The organism is Glaciibacter sp. 2TAF33 (assembly GCF_052114945.1).
Taxonomy (GTDB): Bacteria; Actinomycetota; Actinomycetes; order Actinomycetales; family Microbacteriaceae; genus Cryobacterium.
Window position 1 is genome coordinate 21,878 of record NZ_JBFRFS010000003.1, and the last position, 25,135, is coordinate 47,012.

A 25,135-nucleotide genomic window follows, 5' to 3' on the forward strand; every position below is an offset into this window, starting at 1 on the left:
TGGGAGCGTGCATGATCACAGCGACAGCGGCGCTCGTTCAAGTCCGGCAGTGGTGCCGGGCACGACGGATGCCGCATCCGCGTCGACCTGCACGATTCGATTTTCCGCGTCCACGTGCACGATCGACGGTCGGTACGTGAGGGCCTCGGCGCTGTCCAGCAAGCCGTAGGCGATGAGAATCACCAGGTCGCCGACCTGGACCAGGTGGGCGGCGGCGCCGTTGATGCCGATCACGCCGCTGCCAGGAACACCGGCGATCGTGTAGGTGTCCAGGCGGGCGCCGTTCGTCACGTCGACCACACTGACCTTCTCGCCGGGCAGGATGCCGGCGGCGTCAAGGAGGTCGCTGTCGACCGTGATGGAGCCGACGTAGTGCAGGTCGGCGTGGGTCACCGTGGCACGGTGGATTTTGGCGGAGAGCATGGTTCGAAGCATCACGGTTCAGGATACCGCCGGTACGCCCAGGGCAGCCGCCCGACCTCCAGCCGGTGGCGGGCACCGGCTGTGTCGACGAGCGTGTCGTCGTCGTAGGCGACATCACCTTCCCAGAGCAAGATCGTCCCGGCGGCTCCCATGCGGGTGGCGAACTCCTGCACCGGCGCCCGCCGCGCCTCGGCCAGGGCGGCGTTCACGGTGTCGTGCCGGGAGAGCCCGTGCAGTGTCACCCAGGTCGGCGGCACCAGGAGGAGTGCGCCGGAACCGTGCAACCCGAGAGCAGCCGCCGGGCGTACCCACGCGTGGTCGACCACCTCGTCCGGAGGGAGCAGGAGCTCACCCTCCGGGGCGGGCGCGATGAAGAACCAGGTGCGGAATCGCCGCGGTGCGCTGGCGGGCGGGGTCCAGCAGGCGGTGGTGGCCAGCTCCCCCGGCGCCACCGCCAGGCCCGTCTCCTCGCGTACCTCCCGAACCGCGGCGCGGCGCGCGGCATTCTGTTCAGTCTCATTCGCCGTTACGGCCGTGGCGTCGGCCACGCCCCCGATACCGGGGCTTCCACCGGCGACCCAGTCCTCGGGGTCCACCCGGCCGCCCGGGAACACCCAGGCCCCGGCGAACGAACCACGGTCGCTCGGCCGCTCCAGCAGCAGCACCTCGAGCCCAGAGACACCGTCCCGCAGGAGCACCGCCGTCGCGGCCAGGGCGGGCTCGGACGGCGCCGTGTGGCTGGTTTCCTGCATATCGCCTGTTCCGATCAGTCGGTCGACCCGGCGGTCGTGCCGCCGTGCGCTCCCACCCTAGCGCCGGCTTCCAGCCCACGGCCTGCGACCGCATTAGGCTGCCGACATGCATGACGACGCAGCAGTGCCCCCGGCAGCAGTGCCCGGCTCCATCGAGCCCACCAGCATCCTCACCCGGCGGGTCCTGGCCCCCAATCCGGGGCCGATGACCCTCGACGGCACCAACTCCTACATCCTCCAGGCGCCCGGTTCCCCGTCGGTCGTGGTTGTGGATCCCGGCCCGCTCGACGAGGCCCACCTCGCCGTGCTCGCCGGCGCCGGCCGGGTGGACCTGGTGCTGGTCACCCACCATCACGCTGACCACAGCGCCGCCAGCGCGCATTTCGCCGAGCTCACCGGCGCACCAGTGCGCGCACGGAACGCCGCGTACTGCGTCAACGGGGCACCGCTCACACCGGACGAGGAGATCCACGCGGCCGGGGTGCGCATCCGCGTCATCGCAACCCCCGGGCACACCAGTGATTCGGTGTGCTTCCACCTGCCGGCCGATGGGCCGCTCGGGTCGGTGCTCACTGGAGACACCGTACTCGGCCGCGGCACCACGATCCTCGGGTACCCCGACGGCACGCTTACCGATTACCTCTCCTCGCTGGCCACCCTCCGCGCAATCGGGCCGGCCACCGTACTGCCCGCGCACGGCCCGGTACTGCCGCACCTCGACGCGGCGTGCGAGGCGTACCTGATCCATCGGCAGGAGCGCCTGGACCAGATCCGCGCCGCCCTGGCCGAGCTGGGTGCCGATGCCACCGTCGCGCAGGTCACAGACCGGGTGTACGCCGAAACGGATGCCGCGGTGCGGTTCGCCGCCGAGGCATCCGTCGCCGCGCAGCTGGCCTACCTTCGCGACCCTCGGTGACCGGCACGTCGCAACACGTGCCCGGTCATGACTCGACGATGACCACCTCATCGTCGGATATCCACTCAAATTTCGCGTTGAAGCCGGCTGCCTCGGTGATCTTCTTCATGTACTCGACAACATCGTCGCCCTTGTCGCCCCGTCTGACGGGGGTGGGGTCGCCGTCGATGATCATGCACGGAATGAAGCCATACTGCACGATCTCGCCGTCTTCGATGTAGGCCTTGACGATCATGGTCTGGTTTCGCTCTTCATGGACGCTCGGATCTGGCTTGCCACCGAAGTAGTGCTGGTCGAGCCCGTCGATCAGTCTCCTGTCCGTGAAGCCCTTGCCGAAATCGAGAACGAAGTTTCCCGTGGAGTAGTAGATGGCCTTGCCCTTGTACAGCTCGATACCCTTCAGAATGTGGGTATGAGAGCCGATGACGATATCGGCCCCCGCGTCGATCACACCGTGCGCCATCTCCACGCAGTACTGAGGGACGATCACAGGAACAAGGTGCTGCCCCCAGTGGAAGGCGACGATGACGACGTCCACCTGCTCGCGCAGTGCCTTCACATCGCTGACGATCATCTCGTATGACTCAGGAGTGGGGCGCGAGATGATTGCAGGCGGGGTCGCCGGCTGGAAGTCAACCTGCTGATAGAGCGTGTGGACCTTCAGGGGTGCGATGCCGGGGTAGTTCTCGTCGGCGTCGTACTCAGGTCGAGCAACCGAGCAGTAATTGAGTACGCCGAACTTCGTCCCCTTGCGCTCCAAGATCGCAGGCTTTCGAGCCTCGAAGAGGTTTGAGCCGGTACCGCAGTGGGCGATGCCGGCGCCGTCGAGCGTTTCGATCGTTCCCGTGAGACCGGGAACTCCCCAATCCAAGGCGTGGTTCGTTGCGCATGACACCACATCCACCTGGGCATCCGCGTAGGCCTCGACAAAGCGCGAGCCTTTCGAAACCGACTGGGCGGGATGCGGGATACCGTCGTCGGAGAGTATTTGCTCCATGTTCACGTAGGCCACGTCGGCCGCCCGGAAAATGTCCTTCACGTGCGTGAACACGGATAGGTGGTCGTCGCGATCGATAATCACGTCACCTGCGCCCGTCAGGACTAGTCTCTCAGCCATTCAATTCTCCTCATTTCCACCCGGAAACGGGTGGATTCCTCACACTTACCCCGCGACCGATCGCCGCCGCAGCAGCAGCGAAAGAGCGAGATCAGACGCCCCGTCCTGACCACCTAACCAGATACGGTGACCGCTGTCTATAAAATGCATGATGTAACGAGGCAGGATATGTCAGAGTCTGCCAGCTTTGGCTCGCACTCGCGCCGACCGCGGAGTGCCCTCCGTAGCGGCGTCAGGACGCGGCTTTGGTCCTGACGATCTGGGTCACCGTGGCCAGGTGGAGCCCGGTCCCGGTCGCCGATCGCCCGACGGCATCCGTCAAGTGGGCGATCGCTGCGTCGAGGCTGGGGGCGAACGTGAACTCGACCGGGTCCCCGAAGCGCAGCACCTCGTAGACACCGTCGTGCTCTTCGATGAAACCGACCAGCGAGCTCGCGTCGTTGGACGGGACTCGATCGTCAGAGACCCTCCACTCGCTCGCCGACAGTGCGTCGATCCTGATGTGGTTCGGCTCACTGGGCTGGACGCGTCCGGCGATCATGATGACTCCTCTCGAGACGACTTCACCCTAAGTTAGGCCTCAGACATAGCCGGGACATGACCGAATTGTTTCGCAACAGTGAACCGCCACTACGGCCGCAGCCGCGCTTCGAGCGCGTCGAGGATCTGCAACTGCCCGGTCAGGATCCCGGCCCGGGCCTCGGGAAGGGTGAACCACCGGGCATCGTCGACCTCCGGGAACGAGCGCATCCGCCCCGACCCCCTCGGCCACTCCAGGTCGAACGTGTTGCTCACCAGCTGGTCGACATGGAAGTCGTGCTCCGCACAGAACACGGTGATGCGCTTCCCCGATGCAATCGTGAACACCCCCAGGCCGGCATACGGGGTGGCGGGGGGCGGGGAGCCGATCTCCTCCTCGAATTCCCGACGGGCCGCGGCGAACTCGTCATCCCCCGGCTCGTATTCGCCCTTGGGAATGGTCCATGCCCGCTTGCCCGTCGCCGACCAGAACGGGCCGCCCATATGCGCCAGCCAGACCGACGGCCCTCCGCCCTGCGCGACGTTGTCCCCGAACCGATACAACACGATCCCGGCGCTGAGCTTCGCGGTACTCATACTGCTAGTATTCCCCGTCGCGACTATGTTCTGGTCGGCCACCCACTGTAAGGAAGTCCTGTTGGCTCTGATGTCTTTGGTCCTCCGCCACGCCAGGCCATACCGGTCCTGGATCGTGTCGGTGTTCGTGCTGCAACTGATCTCCACGATTGCCGCGCTGTACCTTCCCAGCCTGAACGCACAGATCATCGACGAGGGCGTGACCCGCGGCGACACGGACTTCATCTGGTCGACCGGCATGATGATGCTGACGGTGTGCCTGGTGCAGGTCGTCACTGCCGTCGGCGGCGTCTACTTCGGTGCCCGCACCGCCATGGCCATCGGCCGTGACCTCCGCCGTGAGGTGTACCGCAAGGTCGACTCGCTCAGCGCCCTTGAGCTCGGCGGTTTCGGAACGGCAACGCTGATCACGCGCGGCACCAACGACGTGCAGCAGGTTCAGATGCTGGTGCTGATGACCCTCAACTTCATGGTCTCCACGCCCATCATGTGCGTGGGCGGCATCATCATGGCGCTCCGCGAGGACGCCGGGCTGTCGTGGCTGGTGTGGGTGTCCGTGCCGGTATTGTTCGTCATCGTCGGTTTCCTGGTCTACCTGCTGCTGCCGCTGTTCCGCCTGATGCAGGACCGCCTCGACGGCATCAACAGCGTCCTGCGCGAGCAGATCGTCGGCATCCGCGTTGTGCGCGCGTTCGTGCGCGAGCCCTTCGAGTCCGAGCGGTACCGACGGGCGAACGAGTCGATCACCGGCGTCTCGGTGAAGGTCGGCAACATCTTCGTGCTCATGTTCCCGGTGATCATGATGGTGCTGCACCTGGCCACCGCCGCGGTTCTCTGGTTCGGCGGCCACCGGGTCGACGCCGGCGAAATGCAGGTGGGCTCGCTCACCGCGTTCCTCCAGTACCTGCTCCAGATCCTGATGGCCGTGATGATGGGCGTCTTCATGGTGATGATGATTCCCCGCGCCGTCGTCTGCGCCGAGCGCATCGCCGAGGTCTTCAACACCGAGAGCAGCCAGACCATCGCCCGCGACGCCCGGGTCGCCACGCCCGCCACCGGCGTGGTCGAGTTCCGCGGGGCCGGCTTCGGCTACCCGGGCGCCGAACGCCCGGTGCTCGACGACGTGACCTTCACGGCAGAGCCCGGCAAGACCACCGCGATCGTCGGGTCCACCGGCGCCGGCAAGACCACCCTGGTCAACCTCATCGCCCGGCTCTACGACGCCCAGCATGGCACGGTCGCCATCGACGGCGTGGGCGTGTCGACGCTGACCCGCGGCCAGCTCGCCGAGGTGGTCGGGCTCATCCCGCAGAAGCCGTACCTGTTCTCCGGCACGATCGGCTCCAACCTCCGGTTCGGACGAGCGGATGCGACGGACGAGGAACTGTGGGACGCCCTCCGCATCGCGCAGGGCGAGGACTTTGTACGGGCCATGCCGCTGGGCCTGGACGAACGAGTCGCGCAGGGCGGGACGAACGTGTCAGGCGGCCAGCGCCAGCGGCTGTGCATCGCCCGTGCGCTGGTCGCGAAACCACGGGTCTACCTGTTCGACGACTCGTTCTCGGCGCTCGACGTGACAACGGATGCCCGCCTTCGTTCCGCGCTCGCCGACGCGACCAGGGACGCCACCGTGATCATCGTCGCCCAGCGGGTGTCGACGATCACCGACGCCGACCAGATCCTCGTTCTCGACAACGGGGTCATCGTCGGCCGGGGCACCCACGACGAATTGCTCGAGGGCAATGACACCTACCGCGAAATTGTCGAATCCCAGCTGAGTGTTGAGGTGGCGTAACCATGGCCAGACGAACCAAGAACCAGGCACCGGCGGCCGCCGGCACCGTGGCGTCCGACACTGCGGCGTCCGACACCGCGGCATCCGCCCTGGGTGACGAGGAATACCAGCCGACCGAGGCCGACGGCGGCATGTTCGGCGCCACCCCGGCCAAGAAGGCGCAGCACTTCCTTCCGTCGGCCAAGCGCCTGATCGGACTGCTGCGGCCCGAGCGCGCGAAGATGATCATCGTCGTGGCGCTGGTCGTCGTCTCGGTGGTGCTCACCGTCCTGGCGCCGAAGATCCTCGGCCAGGCGATGGACGCCATCTTCAACGGCGTCATCGGCATGCAGCTGCCGAAGGGCGTGCCGCTGGACCAGGTGGTCGCCCAGGCCCGCGCCGACGGGAACACCCAGTTCGCCGACATGCTCCAGAACACGGCGGTGGTGCCCGGCGAGGGCGTCGACTTCACCGTCCTCGGCCGCCTGATCATCGTGGTGCTGGCCATGTACACCATCGCCTCTGTGCTGTCGTGGGCGCAGGGCTACATCCTCAACGGGCTGGTGATGCGGGTCGTGTTCCGACTGCGCCAGGACATCGAGGAGAAGCTCAACCGCCTGCCGCTGAGCTACTTCGACACCCGCCAGCGCGGCGACCTGATGTCGCGGGTCACCAACGACGTCGACAACATCCAGCAGGCGCTCCAGCAGGCCTTCTCCCAGCTGGTGCAGTCGCTGCTCACGGTGCTCGGCATCGCCGCGATGATGTTCATCGTGTCGTGGCAGCTTGCCCTCATCGCCCTGATCTCGCTGCCGCTGTCCGGGATCATCGCCGGCGTCATCGGCGCCCGCTCGCAGAAGCTCTTCACCGCGCAGTGGAAGAACACCGGCGCCCTGAACGGCCACATTGAGGAGACCTTCTCCGGGCAGGAAATCGTGCGCGCCTTCGGCCGGGACCGGGAGATGCTGGAGGAGTTCGACAAGCGCAACGAGCAGCTCTACACCGCCTCGTTCGGTGCCCAGTTCGTCTCCGGAATGATCATGCCCGCGATGACGTTCGTCTCGTACCTGTCTTACGTGCTGATCGCCGTGGTCGGCGGGTTGCGTGTGGCCTCCGGGCAGATGACGCTGGGGGATGCGACCGCGTTCATCCAGTACTCGCGGGAGTTCTCGCAGCCGATCGGTCAGATGGCCGGAATGGCGAACATGCTCCAGTCCGGCGTCGCATCCGCTGAACGCACCTTCGAGCTGCTGGATGCCGACGAGCAGGACCCGGAGACCCAGACGGCGCACCTGCCCGAGCGCACCGACGGCCACGTCGAGTTCGAGCGGGTGTCGTTCGCGTACAGTGCGGACAAGCCGCTGATCGAGGACCTCACGTTCTCGGCCGAGCCCGGCCACACGGTCGCGATCGTGGGTCCGACCGGCGCCGGCAAGACGACGCTGGTGAACCTGGTCATGCGCTTCTACGAGCTCACCGGCGGACGCATCCTCCTCGACGGCGTCGACATCACCTCCCTCTCCCGCGGCGAACTGCGCTCGCAAGTGGGCATGGTGCTGCAGGACGCGTGGCTGTTCAGTGGCACGATTCGGGAGAACATCCGCTACGGCCGGCTCGATGCGACGGACGAGGAGGTCGTGGCTGCGGCCCAGGCCACCATGGTCGACCGTTTCGTGCGCCAGCTGCCTGAGGGCTACGACACGGTGCTGGACGCCGACGGCGGCAGCGTCTCAGCCGGTGAACGCCAGCTGATCACGATCGCCAGGGCGTTCATCGCCAACCCGTCGCTGCTGATCCTGGACGAGGCGACCTCGTCGGTCGACACCCGCACCGAGCTGCTGGTGCAGCACGCCATGGCCGCGCTCCGCACCGACCGAACCTCGTTCGTGATCGCCCACCGGCTGTCCACGATCCGCGACGCCCACACCATCCTGGTGATGGACGGCGGCCGCATCGTGGAGCAGGGCAACCACGAGCACCTGCTCGCCCAGCGCGGCGCCTACTACGCGCTCTACATGTCGCAGTTCATGGGCGGCGAGCCCGATGACGAGCTCGAGGCCCTGGCGGAGCCGGCTTCCGAGGCCGTGCCCGTCGAGTAGTCCCGCGCCGCGCGCCGTGCCGCGCCGTCCGGTGAGGGCCAACAAACAGTGGTTGCGCCGAGCCGCGAACCAGGACATGTTGGCCCCTCACGCACATCGGGGTCGTTTGGAGGGGGCGCGGGCGGGGGCGCAGGACTAGGTTGGGTGCGTGGCCGTCAACCTTGGTCTTCCACGCGCACGCGCCGTGCCGGAGCGCGGTGCGCCTTCGGTCGGCGCGCGGCCAACCGCCCCGCCGTCTGCCGCCCCGCCCATCGTTGGGCGGCCGGAGGTTCCGACCCTGGTCGACCGGTTCGGCCGAACCGCCAGGGACCTGCGCATCTCGGTCACCGAGAAGTGCTCTCTGCGTTGCACCTATTGCATGCCCGAGGCGGGGCTTCCCGCGATTGTGCGGGAGAACCTGCTCACGCCGGCGGAGATCGGCCGGCTGGTGCGCATCGGCGTCCACGACCTCGGGGTGCGCGAGGTGCGCTTCACCGGCGGGGAACCGCTGATGCGGGCCGACATGGCCGAGATCATCGGTGCGAGTGCCGCGGCCGCCCCCGGCATCGACCTGTCGCTCACCACCAACGGGATCGGCCTCGACCACCGGGTCGCCGCCCTGGTCGCGGCCGGGCTGACCCGGGTGAACATCTCCCTGGACACCGTGGATCGGGCCCATTTCGCCGCTCTGACCCGGCGGGACCGGCTGCCGAGCGTGTTGGCCGGCATCCGCTCGGCACACGCCGCTGGGCTGACGCCGCTCAAGCTGAACGCCGTGCTGATGCGGGAGACCCTCGCCGGGGCCGCTGACCTGCTGGCCTGGGCACTCGCCGCGGGCTGCCGGCTGCGGTTCATCGAGCAGATGCCGCTGGACGCCGACCGGGCCTGGGCCCGCGACAACATGGTGTCGGCGGAGGAGTTGCTGGGTGTGCTGTCGACCCGGTTCCGGCTCACCGAGGCGGGCCGCGCCGATCCGTCGGCCCCTGCGGAGGAGTGGCTGGTCAACGACGGACCGGAGACCGTGGGCATCATCGCCTCCGTCACGCGATCCTTTTGCGCCCAGTGCGACCGCACCCGGATCACCGCAGAGGGAACGGTGCGGTCGTGCCTGTTCGGCGACGCCGAGACTGACCTGCGGGCGCTCCTCCGCGGCGGCGCAGACGACTTCGAGATCGCCCGGTACTGGCGCGGGGCGATGTGGAACAAGCAGGCCGGGCACGGCATCGACGCCGACGGGTTCCGCCGGCCGGAGCGCAGCATGGGGGCGATCGGTGGCTGAATCGGCTGTTGGACCGGCGGTTGGACCGGCGCTTGGCTCGGCGCTTGGCTCGGCGCTTGGCTCGGCGGGTGCGCCGGTGACGGTGACGGTGCGGTATTTCGCGGCCGCAGCGGATGCCGCCGGGCGGGACGAGGAGACGATCGAACTGGGCGATCCCACCCTCGGCGGCCTGAAAACTGAACTCTCGGTTCGGTATGGAGCGGGGATGGAGCGGGTGATGCGGTCGGGGTCCTTCATTGTGGACACTGTCGTCAGCCGGGACCCCACCCGCAGCATTGCCGCTGCCGTCGACGTGTTGCCGCCGTTCGCCGGCGGCTGAGCCGGCCCGGGAGGCCACCGAGCCCGGGGTTCAGGTGCCGCCTCGAGCGTCGTACACCGTGACATCGGCCGCCGCGAAGCTCAGGACCACTCGCGAACCGGTGACGAGATCCAGGTCGGCCACCAGGACCGGCGGAACGTCAGCGGAGAGCCATTCGGTGTGCACCCGCACGGTGTCGCCGGAGGCCTCCAGGTCGCGAACGGTCGCGGTGAGCCGATTCATGCCGTCGCGACCCGCGCGGCTCCGGTCGGGTGCGCCGTCCGCCGTCGCATCGCCGGGCGCGCCAGGGCCCTCACCCCGCGGCGCTGACACGCGCACCGCGGCCGGGCGAAGGGTCGCCGCCACCCGCTCGCCCACCCCCGGTCCGCCCAGGGCCGCCAGGATCTCCGCGCCGTCGTCGGTGACCAGGCCGGATGCGGTGCGGAGCCCGTGGAACAGCGTCACGCCGGCCAGATCGGCGGTGAACCGCACGCGCGGGCGGTCCAGGACGTCTCGCGTGGCGCCCTGCTCGACGATGCGCCCCGCGTCCATCACGACGACGCGGTCGGCGAGCAGGTAGGCGTCGAGCGGGTCGTGGGTGACGATGAGGGCGGTGCGAGCCGCGAGCACCCGCCGGAGCATCCGCCTGATGGTCGGCGTTGCGGTGACGTCGAGGGCGGAGAGCGGCTCGTCCAGGAGCAACAGCCCGGGCTCGGCGGCGAGGGCGCGGGCGATCGCCACGCGCTGGGCCTGGCCGCCCGACAGCTCGTCCGGTCTCCGGCGGGCGAGGTCCGACGCGTCGACCTCGCCGAGCCAGTGGTCGGCCGTTGCAGTGGCAGCGGCGCGGCCGTTCCCGGCGCTCCGCGGCCCGAAGGCGACGTTACCACGCACCGACAGGTGCGGGAAGAGCAGCGCGTCCTGCGCGAGCAAGGCGACCCCGCGCCGGTGCGGCGCGAGCCACCGGTCCGGCCGGTCGGGGCCACGGTCGAACAAGACCCGGTCGCCCAGCCGCGCGCGGCCCGCGTCCGGTCGCACCAACCCGGCGATGAGGCCGAGCAGGGTGGACTTGCCGGCTCCGTTGGGGCCCAGCACCGCCACCGTCTCCCCCGCCATGATCTCAAGACCGACGTCGAACCCGCGTGCGGCGGACCGGGCAGCAAAGCTGAGCTGCACCGGGTTGCGGTTCACCGGGCCGGGGTTCACCTCGCGCCGCCTGACGATATCCGGGCTCCGGCACTGCGTGAGCGTCCGGGCAGCGACCCGAAGGGCTGGCCGACCCCGTGGGCCAGCCCGACCACCAGGATCGCGACCGCCACCAGGAGCAGCGACAGCGCGACCGCAGCGTCCGGGTCGATCTCCCGCTGCAGGTAGACCTCCAGCGGCAGGGTGCGGGTGACTCCCTGCAGGCTGCCGGCGAAGGTCAGTGTTGCGCCGAACTCGCCCAACGCCCGCGCGAAGGAGAGCACCGTGCCCGACACCAGTGCCGGCACCACCAGCGGCAGGGTCACCCGGCGGAACACGGTTGACGGGCGCGCTCCGAGCGTCGCGGCCACCGCCTCGAAGCGCGTTCCCGCGGTGCGGAGTGCCCCCTCGACGCTCAGCACCAGGAACGGCAGGGCCACGAAGGTCTGCGCCAGCACAACCGCCGTGGTGGAGAAAGCGATCGGGACGCCTGCCAGCTCGAATACCTGCCCGAGCAGGCCACGCCGCCCGAACAGGTAGAGCAGCGCGAGGCCGCCGACCACCGGCGGCAACACCAGCGGCAGGAGCACCAGCGCGCGCACCAGCCGCTGGCCGGGGAACGACGTGCGGGCGAGCAGCAGGGCCATCGGCACACCGAGCACGATGCAGGCGATGGTCGCCGCGACCGAGGTGCGGAGGCTGAGCGCCAGCGCCGCCATCGACGACTCCGACGTGACCAGCGGCAGGAACCTGGCCCAGTCGACCCGCAACACCAGGGCGAGAACCGGCAGCAGGATCAACAACCCGCCGACGGATGCGACGGCCACGACCCAGCCCGGCACGCCGAGCCGTGGTCCCGCACCGGGGTCCCGGCTGAGTTTCGCGGCCATCGGTTACGGCGTCCCGAAGCCGGCGGCTTCGAGCACGGCGCGACCCGCTGGCCCGGTGACGAAGGCGATGAATGCGGCAGCGAGCGCGCCGTGCTGAGACCCGGCGACCCGCGCGATGGGGTAGTCGTTCACCACCGACCTCGCCTCGGGGAACGGCACGGACTCGACGCGCGAGCCCGCCGCGCGCACGTCGGTGACGTACACGATGCCGGCATCCGCTTCACCGGAACTCACCGTGCCGAGCACGTCGGTGACCGACAGGAACTCGCTGACCGGCGTCACCGTGATTCCGGTCAGCCTCTGCACCTGGGCCGTGGCCGCCCCACACGGCACCTGTGGCGCGCAGACGACGGTGCGCACGCCGGGCCGGGCGAGGTCGGCGAATGAGCCGACGGATGCCGGGTTGCCGGCCGGCACCGCGATCGCGAGCGTGTTGGTGGCGAACGTGACAGGCTCACCGTCGACGAGGTCGGCGTCGGTCACGCCTCGCATGGTGGCCGTGTCGGCGGAGGCGAACACATCGGCGGGCGCTCCCTCGATGATCTGCGTGGCCAGGCTGGAGGAGCCGGCGAAACTGAAGTCGACGCTGGCTCCCGGGTTCCGCTGCTCGAAGCCGTTGCCGAGTTCGGTGAACGTGGTGGTGAGGGACGCTGCGGCGAAGACGGTGAGGGTGCCGTCCGGGCCTGGGGAACCCGGCGGGACGGTGCTGTTCGCCGTGCCTGCCGTGTCACCGGCGTGACCCGGCGCGCAGGCAGACAGCGACACGGCGAGGGCGGCGCCGAGAAAGAGCGCGGCCCGGACGGACCAGAGGCCCGCCACGCTTCGCCCGTCCCGTCGTGTTCTCACGCCAGGCCCACCCATTCGGAGGCCCCGTCGACGAAGTGCTGCCGCTTCCAGATCGGAACCTGTGCCTTGATCAGCTCGACCAGTTCGGCGCAGGCGGCGAACGCCTCGGCCCGGTGCGGAGCCGCGACGGATGCGACGAGGGCGAGGTCGCCGATGTGCAGCGGACCGGTGCGGTGGCTGGCGGCCACCCGCAGCCCGGTGGACGCCGCGACGCGGGCGCAGCAGGCCCGGAGGAATTCTTCGGCCGACGGATGCGCCTGGTAGTCGAGCGCCGACACCGCCTTGCCGTCGTCGTGGTCGCGCACCACACCGCAGAAGGTCACGACGGCTCCGTTCGCGGGGCCCGTCACGAACGCGTCCAGAACCGACGGGTCGATGGCGTCGGAGCTGACCACCGCGAGGACGGCGGGGCTCGGTGCTTCACGACTTCGAGCGTCAGCCATGCTGCGCCGAACCGCTCACCTGGTCGACCAGGTGGTCGATGACGCCCTCGAGCACCGCCAGGCCGTCTTCCACGCCGCCCGAGGACCCGGGGAGGTTGACCACGACGGTGCGGCCGGCCGTTCCGGCGAGCCCACGGCTCAACGCAGCGGACGGCGTGGAGAGCAGCCCGCGCGCGCGCAACGCCTCTGCGACCCCGGGAAGCTCGCGGTCAAGCACCGCACGGGTCGCCTCCGGGGTCACATCGGTGGGCGAAACCCCGGTTCCGCCGGTGGTGATCACCAGCGACGGGCTCGCCCGGACCGCGTCAGCGAGCGCGTGCGCGATCTCAGCGTCGGCGACGACCCGGGGCGGGTCGACCCGGAATCCCCGCCCGGCCAGCCACGACGCGATCAGCGGCCCGGTGGTGTCCTCGCGGAGTCCCGCGGCGCCCCGGGTGGACGCGACGAGCACCCGGGCCGTGCGCGGCCCGGCATCCGCAGGCCCGCCGGTGGCAGCGGCAGCGGCGGTGGCAGCAGCCGAGCCCCGCACCCACCGGCCGCGCTTTCCTCCGCTCTTGAAGTCGAGACGCACGTCGGTCAGCGTGGTGGCGGGATCGACGGCCTTGACCATGTCGTGCAGGGTGAGGCCGGCGACGGCGACGGCGGTCAGCGCCTCCATTTCCACCCCGGTGCGGCCGGTGGTCCTGGCTGAGGCTTCGATGCGGATCTCCGACTCATCGAGCTCGAACACCACGGTCACCGCGGTCAACGGCAGCGGATGGCACAACGGGATCAGGTCGGAGGTCTTCTTGGCGCCCATGATCCCCGCGATCCGCGCCGTCGCGAGCACATCGGCTTTGGGGAGGCCGTCGGCCCGGACGAGCGCGACGACCTCGGGGGTGGTGACCAGCCGGCCGCGCGCGATGGCGATGCGGGTGGTCTCGGCCTTGTCGCTCACGTCCACCATGCGTGCCCGGCCCTCGCTGTCGAGGTGGCTGAGTTCTGTCATAGCGCCCACACTGCCACGTCCGCCCCCGCGGCGAGGTATGTCGTCTCCGCCGGGATGTCGATCAGCACATCGGAGCGCGCCATGGCGGCGACCAGGTGGGACCCGGCACCGGCCACCTGCTCGACGGCCCCGCCCGCGAGCCGCGTGCCGCGCAGGAACTGTCGCTTGCCGCCCACCGACGCCAGCGGGTGCGCCAGCGCCCTGGTCCGGGCCGGGATCGGGGTGAGTCCCGCGGCAGTGCGCACCGGGTTCCGCAGGAACACGACGAACGACACCTGGGTGCTGACCGGGTTGCCGGGAAAGCACACCACCGGAACACCGTCGACGACGGCCGTGGCCTGCGGTCCGCCCGGCTGCATGGCGACGTGGCAGACGGATGCGCCGAGCGGCTCGAGCACGTCACGCACGACCTCGTAGGCGCCGTGGGAGATCCCACCCGAGGTGATCACCAGGTCCGACACCGCCACTGCCTCGTCGAGCACGCGCCGGAACATCTCGGCGCGATCGTCGCTGCGGGCGACCACTGACACGGTCGCGCCGGCCTCGGCGACGGCGGTGGCCAGCGCGATGCTGTTGGAGTCGTAGATCTGCCCGGCGCCGGGTGCGGTGCCCGGTTCGGTCTCGACCAGTTCGGCACCGGTGGTGATCACGGCCACCCGGAGCCGCCGGCGCACCGGCACGTCTCGGTGTCCTGCCGCGGCCAGCGCGGCGAGGTGCCTCGGGGCGAGCACGACGCCGGCGGGGACGATCAGGTCGCCGCGGCGCAGGTCGCTGCCGCGGTCCCGCACGAAGTCGCCGGCGGTGGGACTCCGGCTGATGGTCACCGTGCCCTCTGCCGTCGAACCGTCGGCGCCGAATCGCCGGTCGGTGTCTTCGACCGGGACGACGGCATCCGCTTCGGCGGGGACCGGGGCGCCGGTCATGATGCGAAGGGCGGTTCCCGGCTGCAGGGTGCCAGTGGCCGGGTGGCCGGCCGGGGCTTCTCCCACCACCCTGAGGGTCGCCGGGACGGCGGCGAGGTCGTCGGCGCGCACGGCGAATCCGTCCATCTGCGAGTTGCGGAAGAGCGGCAGGTCGACCGCCGAGCGGACGTCGTCGATGGTCACTCGCCCGAGCGCCGAAGCCAGCGGCACGGATTCGGCGACCGCCCGCGCGAGGGCGGGCCGCAGCATCCGTTCGATGTGGGCCGCGTGATCCTCCGCGCTCGTGGCGGTCATGATTCGGCCGGGGTCATAGTTCGCTCGGGGTCATGGTTCAGTATCGTGCCAGCGCGGGATCGATCTCGCGCGCCCAGGCGTCGATGCCGCCGGCGAGCACCGTGATGTCGCCGAGGCCGGCACCGGCCAGCATCGTGCGGGCGCGCTCCGCCCGTGGGCCGTGATGGCACACGATGACGACGGGAACCCCGGCGAGCGCGGCGGCATGGGACTTCGGGTCGTCCCCGATTTCGGCCAGCGGGATGAGTGCCGCCCCGGCGATCGCGGCGATCTCCGCCTCCCACGGTTCCCGTACGTCGACGAGGCGCAGCGGTTCGCCCCGCGCGAGCCGGGCCTGCAGCTGCGTCGTCGTGATCGACGTCGCAGCGGTGGTCCCCGGCGCGCGCGCAGGCTGCAACCCGCAGAACACGGCATAGTCGACCAGGCCGGTCACCGCTTCGGCCAGCGGGTCGCCGGAGTATGCGATCTCACGAAAACCGCCGCCGAGGCTGTCGTAGCACGTCACCCGGCCGACCAGCGGATGCCCCACCCCGGTGATGAGTTTGATCGTCTCGGAGACCATGATCCCGCCGATCACGGCGCAGACCGAGGGAAGCGCCCCCGCCTCAGCGCAACTGGGGACGGAGCCCGGCTCGGGGGGAACCGGGAACAGGTCGCGGTAGTGCGGACCGCGAGCGGCCCAGCTGACACCGGCCTGGCCACCGAACTGGTGCACGGCCCCCCAGACCACCGGGATCCCGGCGAGGATGGCGGCGTCGTTGACCAGGTACCGGGTCGGGAAGTTGTCACTGCCGTCGAGCACCAGGTCGAAGCCCGCAAAGGTCGCCAGGGCGTTCTCGGCGGACAGCGAGACCCCGAAGCCGACCACGTCGGTGCCGGCGCCCAGCGCGGCGACAGTCCGGGCGGCGGATGCGACCTTGCCGTCTCCGACGTCGGCGGGGGTGTGGACGACCTGCCGAGGCAGGTTGCTGAGTTCGACGGAGTCGCCATCGACGATGCCGAGGGTTCCGATCCCGGCAGCGGCGAGCGCGGGGATGACGGCGCTGCCGAGTCCGCCGGCACCGACGACCAGCACCCGCGCCGCCGCCAGCCGGCGCTGCGCGTCTGGTCCGAAACCGGGAAGGGAGAGTGAACGGGAGTAACGCTCTCTGCCGTCGGCCGCCAGCGGCGCACCCGGCGCGACCAGGGGCTCGAAGCGGCGTCCCTCATTCATCGGGATCCCGGGCCACGTCCAGGTAGCTGAGGCCGCGCACGTCGAGCCGGATCCGGTCCGGGGTGTCGACCAGGCAGAGGAGCACACCCGCACAGGCTTTGCACCGCACCACGACGCCCGGGGCATCCCGGTACACCATCGCCTCGGCCACCGGACGGGTGTCGCCGCAGGTGTCGCACCGGCCGACGGCGGCCGTGACATCCATTCGGAAGATCTCCATCAGCAGGCCGCCGAGCGCGTTGCCGTCGAGGTGGGGGATCGGGTCGCTCGCCACCGCGACGATGTCCGTTGCGTCAATCCCGCTCATGAGGTGCCTCCGGTTCCGCCGTAGCGTTCGGTTTTGATGGTGCCCGCCGCATAGCCCGCCGCTACCAGCCATTCTGCGACTGTTTCGACGAAGATGGTCTGTCCGCAGATGAAGACCTGCGGGGCATCCGTCACCGGCATGATGCGGGAGTATAGCGTGTCGGCGTCGAGCCGGCGGGGTTCGCTCGGCCAGCCGTCCGGCGCGGCGCGGGTGTAGACCATGTCGACCGTGAGGGTCGCCGAACGGCCCGCGAGGCCGGCGAGCTCGTCCCTGTATATGGTCGTGGCCGGGGACCGCACCGAGTACAACAGCCGGAACGCCGACGTGCTGCGCGCCGCCTCGTGCGAACGGATCATCGCCATCAGCGGCACGATGCCCGAGCCGCCCGCGATCAATTGCACCGGCCCTGGGTCGGCGGGACGCCAGACGAACCAGCCGCCGACCGGCCCGCGGATCTCCAGTTTGTCGCCGACGGTGACCCCGTCGACCAAGTACGGCGAGACCTCGCCATCCGTGAGCTTGTCAACGGTGACCTCGAGGTAGTCGCCGGTGCCGGCGGTGGCGATCGAGTAGGAGCGCACCGCAGAGTAGCCGTCGTCGGCGGTCACACGGATGTCGACGTGCTGGCCGGCCGTGTTGCCGTGCACCCCGTCGACGCGGAGGCCGAGGGTGCGCGCATTGGCGGTCTCGTCGCGGGCGCTCACCACGTCGGCGACGTGCCAGAGCGACGTCACGGCCTCATGAGTAGCGCTCTTCACGCCACGGGTCGCCATACATGTGGTAGCCGTTCTGCTCCCAGAAGCCGGGCTGGTCCTCCGCCAGCATCTCCAGGCCGCGCAGCCACTTGGCGCTCTTCCAGAAGTACAGGTGTGGAACGAGGAGCCGGGCCGGGCCGCCGTGGGCGCGTTCAAGCGGTGCGCCGTCGAACTGCCACGCGACCCAGGCCTTTCCTCCCAGCAGGTCGTCGAGCGGCACATTCGTGGTGTAGCCGCCATAGGAGTGCGCCATCGTGAATCGGTACCTGGATTGCACCGATTCGAACAGGGTGTCCAGTGCCACTCCACGCCAGGAGGTTCCGAACTTGGACCAGCTGGTCACGCAGTGGATGTCGCGGGTCACATCCTGTTGCGGCAGGGCCATGAACTGGTCCCAGGTCCAGGTGTGGCGGGCGCCGGTCTCGGTCTGGATGAAGAACTCCCATTCATTGGTGGGAATGTCAGGGGCGGGACCGGCCGACAGCACGGGGAAGCTCTCGGTCTCATACTGGCCGGGAGGAAGTGCGGGGTTGGTGTCCCGCCGGCGGCCGCGAAATCCCGATGAGATGATTCCCATGATGTCTCCTCTGCTGAGGTTCATCGTGTGAGCCCGATGGTGCTCGCAGCCTATTGCAGCGGATGCCGCCCGTCCAGAGTCCTGTTGCCGCGTTCCCGGCTACCCCACTGTCACGCGCACGGTGTGCCACCCCTCCGCCCCGTCGGGGACCGGGGGGAGGTCTCTCTCGCGCTGGGTGAAGCCACCGGCATCCGTTGCCCGCACCTGGATCACATGGCTGCCGGGTCTCGCCTCCCATTCGTAGACCCACTGCACCCAGGTGTCTGCAGAGATGGCGGTGGCGAGGCGGGCCGGCGACCAGGCGCCGTTGTCGACGCGCACCTCGACGCGTTCGATGCCGGTGTGCTGGGCCCAGGCGACGCCGGCCACGGCCACCGTGCCGGCGGCGACCTGGGCGCCGTCGCCCGGCACGTCGATCCGGGACTCCGTCTTGACCGGTCCTTTCGGCGACCAGCCGCGGTCAGTCCAGTATGCGGTGGCGTCGGCGAACCGGGTGACGCGGAGTTCGACCACCCATTTGGTGGCGGAGACGTAGCCGTAGAGTCCCGGCACCACCATCCGCACCGGGAAGCCGTGTTCCAGCGGAAGCGGCGAGCCGTTCATGCCGACCGCGAGCAGGCTGTCCCGGCTTTTTTCCCGCAGCACCTCGAGCGGCGTGCTGGCGGTGAATCCGTCGACGCTGGTCGAGAGCACCATGTCGGCGCCGGAGGTCGGTTTGGCTCGGGCAAGCAGTTCCCGGATCGGGTAGCCGAGCCACACGGCGTTGCCGGCCAGGTTGCCGCCGACCTCGTTGGATACACACATCAGGGTGACGGTGGTTTCGGTGAGCGGCAACGCCAGAAGTTCGTCGAAGCTGAGCTCGAACTCGTTCTCCACCATTCCGGTGACCTTCAGGCGCCATGTTGAGGCGTCGACGCTCGGCACCTGCAGGGCGGTGTCGATGCGGTAGAACGCGTCGTTCGCGGTGACCAGCGGCGTGATGCCGGTCACGGCGAGTTCAGCGCCGGCCGGGATCGGGGCGGCGGCGGCGGCGGGCTGTGGAAGCTTGATCGCGTCGCGCACGGCTTTCACGGCGACGGTTCCTGCGTTCACGGCACGCGCGCCGATTCCGACGACAAGGGCGGCCAGACCGGTGCCCCCGACGAAGGCCAGGAAACTGCGGCGGGACACCCCGGATGCGGTGGTGATGTGACCGGTTCCGGCCCACGCCCGCAGGCGGATGCTCGCCACGCGCAGCACGACCACCCCTCCGATCATTCCGAGCACGGTGGGGAGCGCCCAGATGCCGGTCGCCTGGGCCCGGGTGGTCACGGCGATCGTCGCGATGCCGCCGACCAGCACCAGTCCAATGATGCCCCACGGCGGCCGCCGGTATTCGAGCAGGCCGATGATGCCGGCCAGGAGCGCCACCAGGACGCCGAGGCACAGCAGGAGGACCAGCTTGTCGTCCGTTCCGAACAGGGCGATGACGAGGTCTTTGGCCCAACCGGGCACCAGGTCGATGACCAGCGAACCGACCGCCAGAAGCGGGCTGGCTGCCGGTGCCACGATCAGGGCGGCGACCTCGGCGATTCCCAGGGTGACCGCGGCGCTCACCAGGCCGGCCACGATCGCCCAGGTCCTCTCGCGGGCTGCGCTCATGGGGTCATGCTAATCCGCCAGGCTGGCATCCGCTGGAGAGACTCCGTCAGCTCGGCGGATGCCTAGGGGTGGTCGTGGCCCTCGGGCGTGGCGCCGGCTTCCTGCGCGGCAACCATGGCCCTGACTTCGTCCATGTCGAGCCCCTTCACGGCCGTGATGACCTGGTCCAGCGCCGGCGCGGGGAGCGCTCCGGGCTGCGAGAACACCAGGATGCCGTCTCGGAATGCCATCAGCGTCGGGATCGACGTGATGCCCGCTGCGGCGGAGAGGCCCTGCTCCGCTTCGGTGTCCACCTTGCCGAAGGTGATGTCCGGGTTCTTCGCGCTCGCGGCGTCGTAGATCGGGGAGAAGCTCTTGCACGGGCCGCACCAGTCCGCCCAGAAATCCACCAGCGTGATGCCGGGGGCCGTGACCGTCTCTTCGAACGCGTCTGCCGTGAGCTCTATGGTCGCCATGTGGTCTCCTCGTCGGGTTGGGATGGGTGCAACTCCATTGTCAACGCGCCGGGGGGCGTTCACATTCCATCGGCGGATGCGCCCGCGGTGAGTGCGCTTCATCAGACACGAATCCGGTTCGAATGGCGTTGCGGCTCGCGTGCGACGCCGTCCGGGCGGCAGCGGTGTCCCGCACCCACGTGCATAACTCCTGCTATCAGTATCGCCGCGACGTGCGCCGCCCCGTGATTTCGCGGAAGTGAGACCCGGGGCGGAACGAATCGCAGGAGTTGCGCGGACGGGCGCTCGGCAAACGGGGCTATCGCCACCGACCCGGGGAACGCGGATCGTCGTCATCTACACGATCACGGGCATGCCACGGCCGAGTAGCCAGGTCACGGTGTCCACCACGGCCGCAGCGGCAGCTCACCGACAACGCTGCGATCGCCGGGCCTGTTCAGCAGCACCTGGTGCAACTGGATCCCATTGCTCTCGAACCCGAGTCGTGATCCGGCCATGTACAGGCCCCACACTTTCGCGGTCGGCAGCCCGACTTCGGCGACGGCCTCGTCCCAGTGCTCGACGAGGTTGGCGCCCCAGTCGCGCAGCGTCAGTGCGTAGTGCTGGCGCAGGTTCTCCTCGTGCAACACCTCGAGGCCGGCGTCCTGGGCGTCGCTGATGATCCGGCCCGATCCGGTGAGCTCTCCGTCGGGGAACACGTACCGATCGATGAACCCGGCGGTCGCCGGTCTGGTCTGATTCTCCGGCCGGGTGATGCAGTGGTTGAGCAGCAGCCCGCCGGGGCGGAGCCTCGACTGCAGGAAGCCGAAGTACGACGGGTAGTTGCGCACTCCGATGTGCTCGAGCAGCCCGATCGACGACACGGCGTCGAAGCCGCTCTCCGTGATATCACGGTAGTCGCCGAAGCGGACCTCGGCCAGGTCACCCAGCCCCTCGTCTGCGATGGCCTGCTGCGCCCAGCCGGTCTGCTCGGCCGACAGCGTCACACCGGTGGCCCGCACGCCGCGGCGCGCGGCATAGCGCACCATGCCGCCCCAGCCACACCCGACGTCGAGCAACCGGTCGCCGGGCTTCAGCCGCAGTTTCTCGAAAACGAGCCGGTACTTGTTCTCTTGTGCCTCGCCGAGGGATGCGCCTTCGCGGGGGTAGCACGCGCAGGTGTAGGTCATCGACGGCCCGAGCACCCACTCGTAGAAGGTGTTCGAGACGTCGTAATGGTGGTGGATCGCGTCGGCGTCACGGGCCTTGCTGTGCCGGAGCCCCCCGGCGACTCGCCGCCAACGGGGCTGCACTTCCTCGGGCGGCGGCGGGACCGGGCGCAGGTGTTCGACGCCGATGGAGCGGATGATGTCGACCATCACGCGTGCCGGCGGGCGGGTGAAGACCAGGCTCTCGGCGAGCGCCCTGAGCAGCTCATAGGGGTCACCGGGGTGCACCCCGCGGATCTCGAGGTCGCCGGCGATGTAGGCACGGGCCAGGCCGAGGTCGCCGCGGCCGGTGGCGAGATAGGTCGTGCCGCGCGGGGTCTTGAGGTCCAGGCCGAACGCAGCGTCGGTCGGTCCTGCCGAGCTCCCGTCGTAGGCCGTGATCCGCAACGGAAGCCGACCGCCGGCGAGGGTCTCCAGTACTTCGGCGAGGGTGAGCCTGGCTGTCGCATCCGCATTCCGCGTCGCATCCGTCACCGTCGACTTCGACGTCGCCATCGACGTGGTCGAGCGATCCTTGAACGTGGTCATCGTCGTTGCACCGCTTTCGCATAGAGGTCGAGGAGACGTGAATCGGGGTCGTAGCGGGTTTTCACTTCCCGGTACCTGTCCCCGCCGTAGAGTTCGTCGAACTCCTCCCGGGAGTAGTAGGCGTCGGAGTACAGCGACTTGTGCCCGTCAAGCTCACGGACCCTGCGTTCGATCAGCCGGTTCGTCGCCCCCTCGGTGGAACCGACCGGCACGGTCGACCAGAAGCCGACGTTGACGTAGTCCCGATGCGGCGGGATCGGGTAGAGCGGCCAGCCGTCGTCGGCTTGCACCCGAAGCGGACACAGCCAGATCGGCGTGATCGGCACGGTGTCCAGGAACCAGCCCAGGAACTCCGCGCACCGCTCGATCGGCACCTCGATGTCCTGCACGACCCGCTCACGCGGCGGCCGGCCGCGCAGTTTCTCGATGCGATCGCCGATGTGGAACCGCTGCTCGAGGTTCATCAGCTTCCCGTAGAAGCTGCTGCGCCGGTAACGCCGCGGCCAGAACCGGCGCAGCCGCGGATCCTGCGCGCCGAACGCCTCCGAACACCAGAACCAGTCGGTATCCCAGCGCCAGAGGTAGTCGTGGATGGTGAGCCGGTCATCCGTCACGCCGTTGTCGTGCCGGATGGAGCGGTAGTAGATCCGCTGGCCGGTGTAGTCGCTGACCGGGCCGGGCGCACCGGTCTTCCTCCCCAGGCAGAGGTAGCTTTCGGCGGCGCTGAAAACCACGCCGTCGAGGTAGTCGACGGAATCCCCCTCGAACCTGCCCGTCTCGATGATGCCGCGCATGGCGGCGACCAGGTCGTCGAGCGAGTGGAAACGTACCTGCCTGAGCGCGACGAACGGTTCGACGGGTTCGAGGTCGATCAGCAAGCGCACCGCGTAGCCGAGCGTCCCGTACGAGTTCGGGAAGGCGCGGAACAGGTCGGCGTGCTCGCGGGGCGATGCGGTGAGCACCTCACCGGAGCCGGTGAGGATGTCCATCTCCCGTACCGACTCGTGCGGCAGGCCGTTGCGGAACGACGTCGATTCGATGCCGAGGCCGGTGACGGCGCCGCCGAGGGTGATGGTCTTCAGCTGCGGCACCACCAGCGGTGCCAAACCGTGGCGCAGGGTCGCGGCGACGAGGTCCTCGTAGGTGCACATGCCGGCCACGTCGGCCGTCCGCGCCTCAGCATCTATCGTGATGACGCCGGTCAGGCCGGAGGTGTCGAGGCCTGGTGCGCGGCTTCTGGCGCGTGTCCGGAACAGATTCGAGGTGGGTTTGGCCAGCCGGACCGGGGCCGTCACGGGGAGGGACTGATAGCTCTCCAGAAGGCGCTGCACGCCGGCGGCGTGAGCACTCGGCGCGTCAACCACGGGAGCGGGCACGACTTCACGCTAGTCCTCGGTCGCACGCGGCGCGACGGGTTCCGGCAGGTACCGCGGGATACGGTGCCCAGGCGCCCGCGGGCGTAGTCAGCCTGTGAAGTCCTCCGGGTCGACATGCTCGAGAAATTCCTTGAGCTCGTTGAGCGCCTGTTCGGGGTCAGGCATCTCCTCGTTGCCGGCGGATTCGACCATCGCGGCGGGAATGCCCACCTCTGCCAAGACGTCGTCGGCAACAAAGAGCGGCGCTTCGGCGCGCAGCGCGAGGGCGATGGAATCCGAGGGCCGGGCATCGAGCACGAGTGTGCCGGATGGGGTGCCGAGTGTGATGTCGGCGTAAAAGGTTCCCTGGTCGATGCGGGTCACCTCCACCCGCTCGACGTGCGCGCCGACGGTGTCGAGCAGCGTCTTCATCAGATCGTGCGACTGCGGCCGCGGTGGCGCGTCACCGCTGAGGGCGATCATCGTTGACGTCGCCTCCTGCTCGCCGACCCAGATCGGCAGCACCTTCCCGACAGCCGGCGCCACCGCGACTGGTTTCAGCAGGATAATGTGCTGGCCCTCGCTGTCCAGCGCAACCCCGAGAACGTGCACCTGAACCATGGCGACTCCCGTCGAAACATCGGATGGAACACCGCCATCGTACGGCTGCACGCCGGAACAAAGCGGGCGGGATGCTGCAATCGTGCGTGCAATGTGCCGCGTGCATCGCCGCAGACGCAGAAGGGCGGATGCCGAAGCATCCGCCCGTGGCCTTTCTATCCAGGTCGACTAGAAGTCCCAGTCCTCGTCTTCGGTGACCACGGCCTTGCCGATCACATACGACGAACCCGACCCGGAGAAAAAGTCGTGGTTCTCGTCTGCGTTCGGTGACAGCGCAGACAAAATCGACGGGTTCACATCCGTCACGGTCTTCGGGAACATGGCCTCGTAGCCGAGGTTCATCAGCGCCTTGTTGGCGTTGTAGTGCAGGAACTTCTTGACGTCCTCGGTGAGGCCGACCTCGTCGTAGAGGTCCTGCGTGTACTGCACCTCGTTCTCGTACAGCTCGAACATCAGGTTGAACGTGTAGTCCTTGATCTCGTCACGGCGCTCCTGGGTTTCGTTCTCCAGGCCCTTCTGGAATTTGTAGCCGATGTAGTACCCGTGCACGGCCTCATCGCGAATGATCAAACGGATGAGATCGGCCGTGTTCGTGAGCTTGGCCCGGCTCGACCAGTACATCGGCAGGTAGAAGCCCGAGTAGAACAGGAACGACTCCAGCAGGGTCGAGGCGACCTTGCGCTTCAGCGGGTCGTCGCCGGTGTAGTAGTCCATCACGATGGACGCCTTCTTCTGCAGGTTCACGTTCTCGGTCGACCAGCGGAACGCCTCGTCGATCTCCTTCGTCGAACAGAGCGTCGAGAAGATCGACGAGTAGCTCTTCGCGTGCACCGACTCCATGAACGCGATGTTCGTGTAGACGGCCTCTTCATGCGGGGTGATCGCATCCGGGATCAACGACACCGCGCCGACCGTGCCCTGGATCGTGTCGAGCAGGGTCAGCCCGGTGAACACGCGCATGGTGAGCTGCTGCTCGGCCGGGGTGAGCGTGTTCCAGGACTGGATGTCGTTGGACAGCGGGATCTTCTCCGGCAGCCAGAAGTTGTTGACGAGGCGGTTCCAGACCTCGACGTCTTTCTCGTCTTCGATCTTGTTCCAGTTGATCGCGTCGACGTGCGAGACGAGCTTCAGCTTGTCAATCATTGTTTTCCTTCTT

26 protein-coding genes are annotated in these 25,135 nt (G+C 68.9%); 5 read left to right on the forward strand and 21 right to left on the reverse strand.

Features of this window, described 5'->3' with window-relative positions; all coding sequences use genetic code 11:
• Positions 1–15: 15 nt before the first annotated feature.
• Positions 16–435, reverse strand: coding sequence for an aspartate 1-decarboxylase (panD, locus tag AB4Y94_RS03160; RefSeq protein ID WP_441724643.1), 420 nt, complete (start codon positions 433–435; stop codon positions 16–18).
• On the reverse strand, positions 435–1,175 hold the full coding sequence (locus AB4Y94_RS03165) for an NUDIX hydrolase (RefSeq protein ID WP_441724645.1): 741 nt from the start codon (positions 1,173–1,175) through the stop codon (positions 435–437). Before AB4Y94_RS03165 ends, panD begins: the two co-directional genes overlap by 1 nt.
• Positions 1,176–1,281: 106 nt before the next feature.
• On the opposite strand from AB4Y94_RS03165, the gene AB4Y94_RS03170 reads away from it, so the two are divergent.
• Positions 1,282–2,091: an MBL fold metallo-hydrolase gene (locus AB4Y94_RS03170; RefSeq protein ID WP_441724648.1), complete on the forward strand. Its 810-nt coding sequence runs from the start codon at positions 1,282–1,284 to the stop codon at positions 2,089–2,091.
• 25 nt (positions 2,092–2,116) lie between these two features.
• Here the strand turns inward: AB4Y94_RS03170 and AB4Y94_RS03175 are convergent, their stop codons facing one another.
• The 3 genes from AB4Y94_RS03175 to AB4Y94_RS03185 all read right to left on the reverse strand — a co-directional run bounded on the left by AB4Y94_RS03175 (position 2,117) and on the right by AB4Y94_RS03185 (position 4,324).
• Positions 2,117–3,208, reverse strand: a complete 1,092-nt coding sequence (locus AB4Y94_RS03175; protein WP_441724651.1) for a CapA family protein — start codon at positions 3,206–3,208, stop codon at positions 2,117–2,119.
• A gap of 232 nt (positions 3,209–3,440) precedes the next feature.
• Positions 3,441–3,749, reverse strand: coding sequence for a hypothetical protein (locus AB4Y94_RS03180; RefSeq protein WP_441724653.1), 309 nt, complete (start codon positions 3,747–3,749; stop codon positions 3,441–3,443).
• Positions 3,750–3,838: 89 nt separating this feature from the next.
• Positions 3,839–4,324 carry an NUDIX domain-containing protein gene (locus AB4Y94_RS03185; RefSeq protein WP_441724655.1) on the reverse strand — a complete coding sequence of 162 codons (486 nt, stop codon included), beginning with the start codon at positions 4,322–4,324 and terminating at the stop codon, positions 3,839–3,841.
• Between the two features lie 70 nt (positions 4,325–4,394).
• On the opposite strand from AB4Y94_RS03185, the gene AB4Y94_RS03190 reads away from it, so the two are divergent.
• The 4 genes from AB4Y94_RS03190 (at position 4,395) to AB4Y94_RS03205 (ending at position 9,774) form a co-directional block, all read left to right on the forward strand.
• Positions 4,395–6,119, forward strand: coding sequence for an ABC transporter ATP-binding protein (locus AB4Y94_RS03190; RefSeq protein ID WP_441725169.1), 1,725 nt, complete (start codon positions 4,395–4,397; stop codon positions 6,117–6,119).
• 2 nt (positions 6,120–6,121) lie between these two features.
• Complete coding sequence (locus AB4Y94_RS03195) at positions 6,122–8,197, forward strand: ABC transporter ATP-binding protein (protein ID WP_441724658.1); 2,076 nt, start codon at positions 6,122–6,124, stop codon at positions 8,195–8,197.
• Positions 8,198–8,345: 148 nt separating this feature from the next.
• Entirely contained in the window at positions 8,346–9,455 is a 1,110-nt protein-coding gene (gene moaA / locus AB4Y94_RS03200) for a GTP 3',8-cyclase MoaA (protein WP_441724661.1), read from the forward strand.
• On the forward strand, positions 9,448–9,774 hold the full coding sequence (locus AB4Y94_RS03205) for a MoaD/ThiS family protein (protein ID WP_441724664.1): 327 nt from the start codon (positions 9,448–9,450) through the stop codon (positions 9,772–9,774). The genes moaA and AB4Y94_RS03205 overlap by 8 nt, the downstream gene beginning before the upstream one ends.
• A 30-nt stretch (positions 9,775–9,804) precedes the next feature.
• Here AB4Y94_RS03205 and AB4Y94_RS03210 read toward each other — a convergent pair whose 3' ends face one another.
• The 16 genes from AB4Y94_RS03210 to nrdF all read right to left on the reverse strand — a co-directional run bounded on the left by AB4Y94_RS03210 (position 9,805) and on the right by nrdF (position 25,122).
• Positions 9,805–10,926, reverse strand: coding sequence for a sulfate/molybdate ABC transporter ATP-binding protein (locus tag AB4Y94_RS03210; RefSeq protein ID WP_441725172.1), 1,122 nt, complete (start codon positions 10,924–10,926; stop codon positions 9,805–9,807).
• A 26-nt stretch (positions 10,927–10,952) separates the two neighbouring features.
• The gene (locus tag AB4Y94_RS03215) at positions 10,953–11,825 is read right to left on the reverse strand and encodes an ABC transporter permease (RefSeq protein ID WP_441724667.1); all 873 of its coding nucleotides are present in this window, start codon (positions 11,823–11,825) and stop codon (positions 10,953–10,955) included.
• A gap of 3 nt (positions 11,826–11,828) precedes the next feature.
• Complete coding sequence (gene modA, locus AB4Y94_RS03220; RefSeq protein ID WP_441724670.1) at positions 11,829–12,671, reverse strand: molybdate ABC transporter substrate-binding protein; 843 nt, start codon at positions 12,669–12,671, stop codon at positions 11,829–11,831.
• Entirely contained in the window at positions 12,668–13,114 is a 447-nt protein-coding gene (locus tag AB4Y94_RS03225; RefSeq protein ID WP_441724673.1) for a molybdenum cofactor biosynthesis protein MoaE, read from the reverse strand. Before AB4Y94_RS03225 ends, modA begins: the two co-directional genes overlap by 4 nt.
• A complete protein-coding gene (gene moaCB / locus AB4Y94_RS03230; protein WP_441724676.1) occupies positions 13,107–14,102 on the reverse strand; it encodes a bifunctional molybdenum cofactor biosynthesis protein MoaC/MoaB in 996 nt (331 codons plus the stop codon). Before moaCB ends, AB4Y94_RS03225 begins: the two co-directional genes overlap by 8 nt.
• Positions 14,099–15,319, reverse strand: a complete 1,221-nt coding sequence (locus tag AB4Y94_RS03235; protein ID WP_441724679.1) for a molybdopterin molybdotransferase MoeA — start codon at positions 15,317–15,319, stop codon at positions 14,099–14,101. The genes moaCB and AB4Y94_RS03235 overlap by 4 nt, the downstream gene beginning before the upstream one ends.
• 37 nt (positions 15,320–15,356) lie before the next feature.
• Positions 15,357–16,532, reverse strand: coding sequence for a ThiF family adenylyltransferase (locus tag AB4Y94_RS03240; protein ID WP_441724681.1), 1,176 nt, complete (start codon positions 16,530–16,532; stop codon positions 15,357–15,359).
• Positions 16,525–16,839 (reverse strand): DUF6510 family protein, encoded by a 315-nt coding sequence (locus tag AB4Y94_RS03245; protein ID WP_441724684.1) that lies wholly within the window; start codon positions 16,837–16,839, stop codon positions 16,525–16,527. The genes AB4Y94_RS03240 and AB4Y94_RS03245 overlap by 8 nt, the downstream gene beginning before the upstream one ends.
• Positions 16,836–17,597, reverse strand: a complete 762-nt coding sequence (locus AB4Y94_RS03250) for a ferredoxin reductase (protein ID WP_441724687.1) — start codon at positions 17,595–17,597, stop codon at positions 16,836–16,838. The genes AB4Y94_RS03245 and AB4Y94_RS03250 overlap by 4 nt, the downstream gene beginning before the upstream one ends.
• The gene (locus AB4Y94_RS03255; protein ID WP_441724689.1) at positions 17,578–18,171 is read right to left on the reverse strand and encodes a sulfite oxidase-like oxidoreductase; all 594 of its coding nucleotides are present in this window, start codon (positions 18,169–18,171) and stop codon (positions 17,578–17,580) included. Before AB4Y94_RS03255 ends, AB4Y94_RS03250 begins: the two co-directional genes overlap by 20 nt.
• A 99-nt stretch (positions 18,172–18,270) precedes the next feature.
• Positions 18,271–19,812: a molybdopterin-dependent oxidoreductase gene (locus AB4Y94_RS03260; RefSeq protein ID WP_441724692.1), complete on the reverse strand. Its 1,542-nt coding sequence runs from the start codon at positions 19,810–19,812 to the stop codon at positions 18,271–18,273.
• 62 nt (positions 19,813–19,874) lie between these two features.
• On the reverse strand, positions 19,875–20,267 hold the full coding sequence (locus AB4Y94_RS03265; protein ID WP_441724695.1) for a thioredoxin family protein: 393 nt from the start codon (positions 20,265–20,267) through the stop codon (positions 19,875–19,877).
• Positions 20,268–20,641: 374 nt separating this feature from the next.
• A complete protein-coding gene (locus tag AB4Y94_RS03270; RefSeq protein ID WP_441724698.1) occupies positions 20,642–22,003 on the reverse strand; it encodes a class I SAM-dependent methyltransferase in 1,362 nt (453 codons plus the stop codon).
• Complete coding sequence (locus AB4Y94_RS03275; protein WP_441724701.1) at positions 22,000–23,379, reverse strand: FAD-binding oxidoreductase; 1,380 nt, start codon at positions 23,377–23,379, stop codon at positions 22,000–22,002. The genes AB4Y94_RS03270 and AB4Y94_RS03275 overlap by 4 nt, the downstream gene beginning before the upstream one ends.
• A gap of 87 nt (positions 23,380–23,466) precedes the next feature.
• Positions 23,467–23,979, reverse strand: coding sequence for a bifunctional nuclease family protein (locus AB4Y94_RS03280; RefSeq protein ID WP_441724704.1), 513 nt, complete (start codon positions 23,977–23,979; stop codon positions 23,467–23,469).
• Positions 23,980–24,147: 168 nt separating this feature from the next.
• Complete coding sequence (gene nrdF, locus AB4Y94_RS03285) at positions 24,148–25,122, reverse strand: class 1b ribonucleoside-diphosphate reductase subunit beta (protein WP_441724707.1); 975 nt, start codon at positions 25,120–25,122, stop codon at positions 24,148–24,150.
• Positions 25,123–25,135: the final 13 nt, after the last annotated feature.

What these genes read in the sequence shown, in the direction of transcription:
- AB4Y94_RS03180 (WP_441724653.1), bottom strand. Translation starts at nt 3,749, where the DNA reads ATGATCGCCGGACGCGTCCAGCCCAGTGAGCCGAACCACATCAGGATC.
- AB4Y94_RS03195 (WP_441724658.1), top strand. Translation starts at nt 6,122, where the DNA reads ATGGCCAGACGAACCAAGAACCAGGCACCGGCGGCCGCCGGCACCGTG.
- AB4Y94_RS03175 (WP_441724651.1), bottom strand. Translation starts at nt 3,208, where the DNA reads ATGGCTGAGAGACTAGTCCTGACGGGCGCAGGTGACGTGATTATCGAT.
- AB4Y94_RS03260 (WP_441724692.1), bottom strand. Translation starts at nt 19,812, where the DNA reads ATGAGCGCAGCCCGCGAGAGGACCTGGGCGATCGTGGCCGGCCTGGTG.
- AB4Y94_RS03190 (WP_441725169.1), top strand. Translation starts at nt 4,395, where the DNA reads ATGTCTTTGGTCCTCCGCCACGCCAGGCCATACCGGTCCTGGATCGTG.
- AB4Y94_RS03270 (WP_441724698.1), bottom strand. Translation starts at nt 22,003, where the DNA reads ATGACCACGTTCAAGGATCGCTCGACCACGTCGATGGCGACGTCGAAG.
- AB4Y94_RS03225 (WP_441724673.1), bottom strand. Translation starts at nt 13,114, where the DNA reads ATGGCTGACGCTCGAAGTCGTGAAGCACCGAGCCCCGCCGTCCTCGCG.
- AB4Y94_RS03235 (WP_441724679.1), bottom strand. Translation starts at nt 15,319, where the DNA reads ATGACCGCCACGAGCGCGGAGGATCACGCGGCCCACATCGAACGGATG.
- AB4Y94_RS03245 (WP_441724684.1), bottom strand. Translation starts at nt 16,839, where the DNA reads ATGAGCGGGATTGACGCAACGGACATCGTCGCGGTGGCGAGCGACCCG.
- panD (WP_441724643.1), bottom strand. Translation starts at nt 435, where the DNA reads ATGCTTCGAACCATGCTCTCCGCCAAAATCCACCGTGCCACGGTGACC.
- AB4Y94_RS03265 (WP_441724695.1), bottom strand. Translation starts at nt 20,267, where the DNA reads ATGGCGACCATAGAGCTCACGGCAGACGCGTTCGAAGAGACGGTCACG.
- AB4Y94_RS03185 (WP_441724655.1), bottom strand. Translation starts at nt 4,324, where the DNA reads ATGAGTACCGCGAAGCTCAGCGCCGGGATCGTGTTGTATCGGTTCGGG.
- AB4Y94_RS03215 (WP_441724667.1), bottom strand. Translation starts at nt 11,825, where the DNA reads ATGGCCGCGAAACTCAGCCGGGACCCCGGTGCGGGACCACGGCTCGGC.
- AB4Y94_RS03240 (WP_441724681.1), bottom strand. Translation starts at nt 16,532, where the DNA reads ATGAATGAGGGACGCCGCTTCGAGCCCCTGGTCGCGCCGGGTGCGCCG.
- AB4Y94_RS03170 (WP_441724648.1), top strand. Translation starts at nt 1,282, where the DNA reads ATGCATGACGACGCAGCAGTGCCCCCGGCAGCAGTGCCCGGCTCCATC.
- AB4Y94_RS03280 (WP_441724704.1), bottom strand. Translation starts at nt 23,979, where the DNA reads ATGGTTCAGGTGCACGTTCTCGGGGTTGCGCTGGACAGCGAGGGCCAG.
- AB4Y94_RS03165 (WP_441724645.1), bottom strand. Translation starts at nt 1,175, where the DNA reads ATGCAGGAAACCAGCCACACGGCGCCGTCCGAGCCCGCCCTGGCCGCG.
- moaCB (WP_441724676.1), bottom strand. Translation starts at nt 14,102, where the DNA reads ATGACAGAACTCAGCCACCTCGACAGCGAGGGCCGGGCACGCATGGTG.
- AB4Y94_RS03255 (WP_441724689.1), bottom strand. Translation starts at nt 18,171, where the DNA reads ATGGGAATCATCTCATCGGGATTTCGCGGCCGCCGGCGGGACACCAAC.
- nrdF (WP_441724707.1), bottom strand. Translation starts at nt 25,122, where the DNA reads ATGATTGACAAGCTGAAGCTCGTCTCGCACGTCGACGCGATCAACTGG.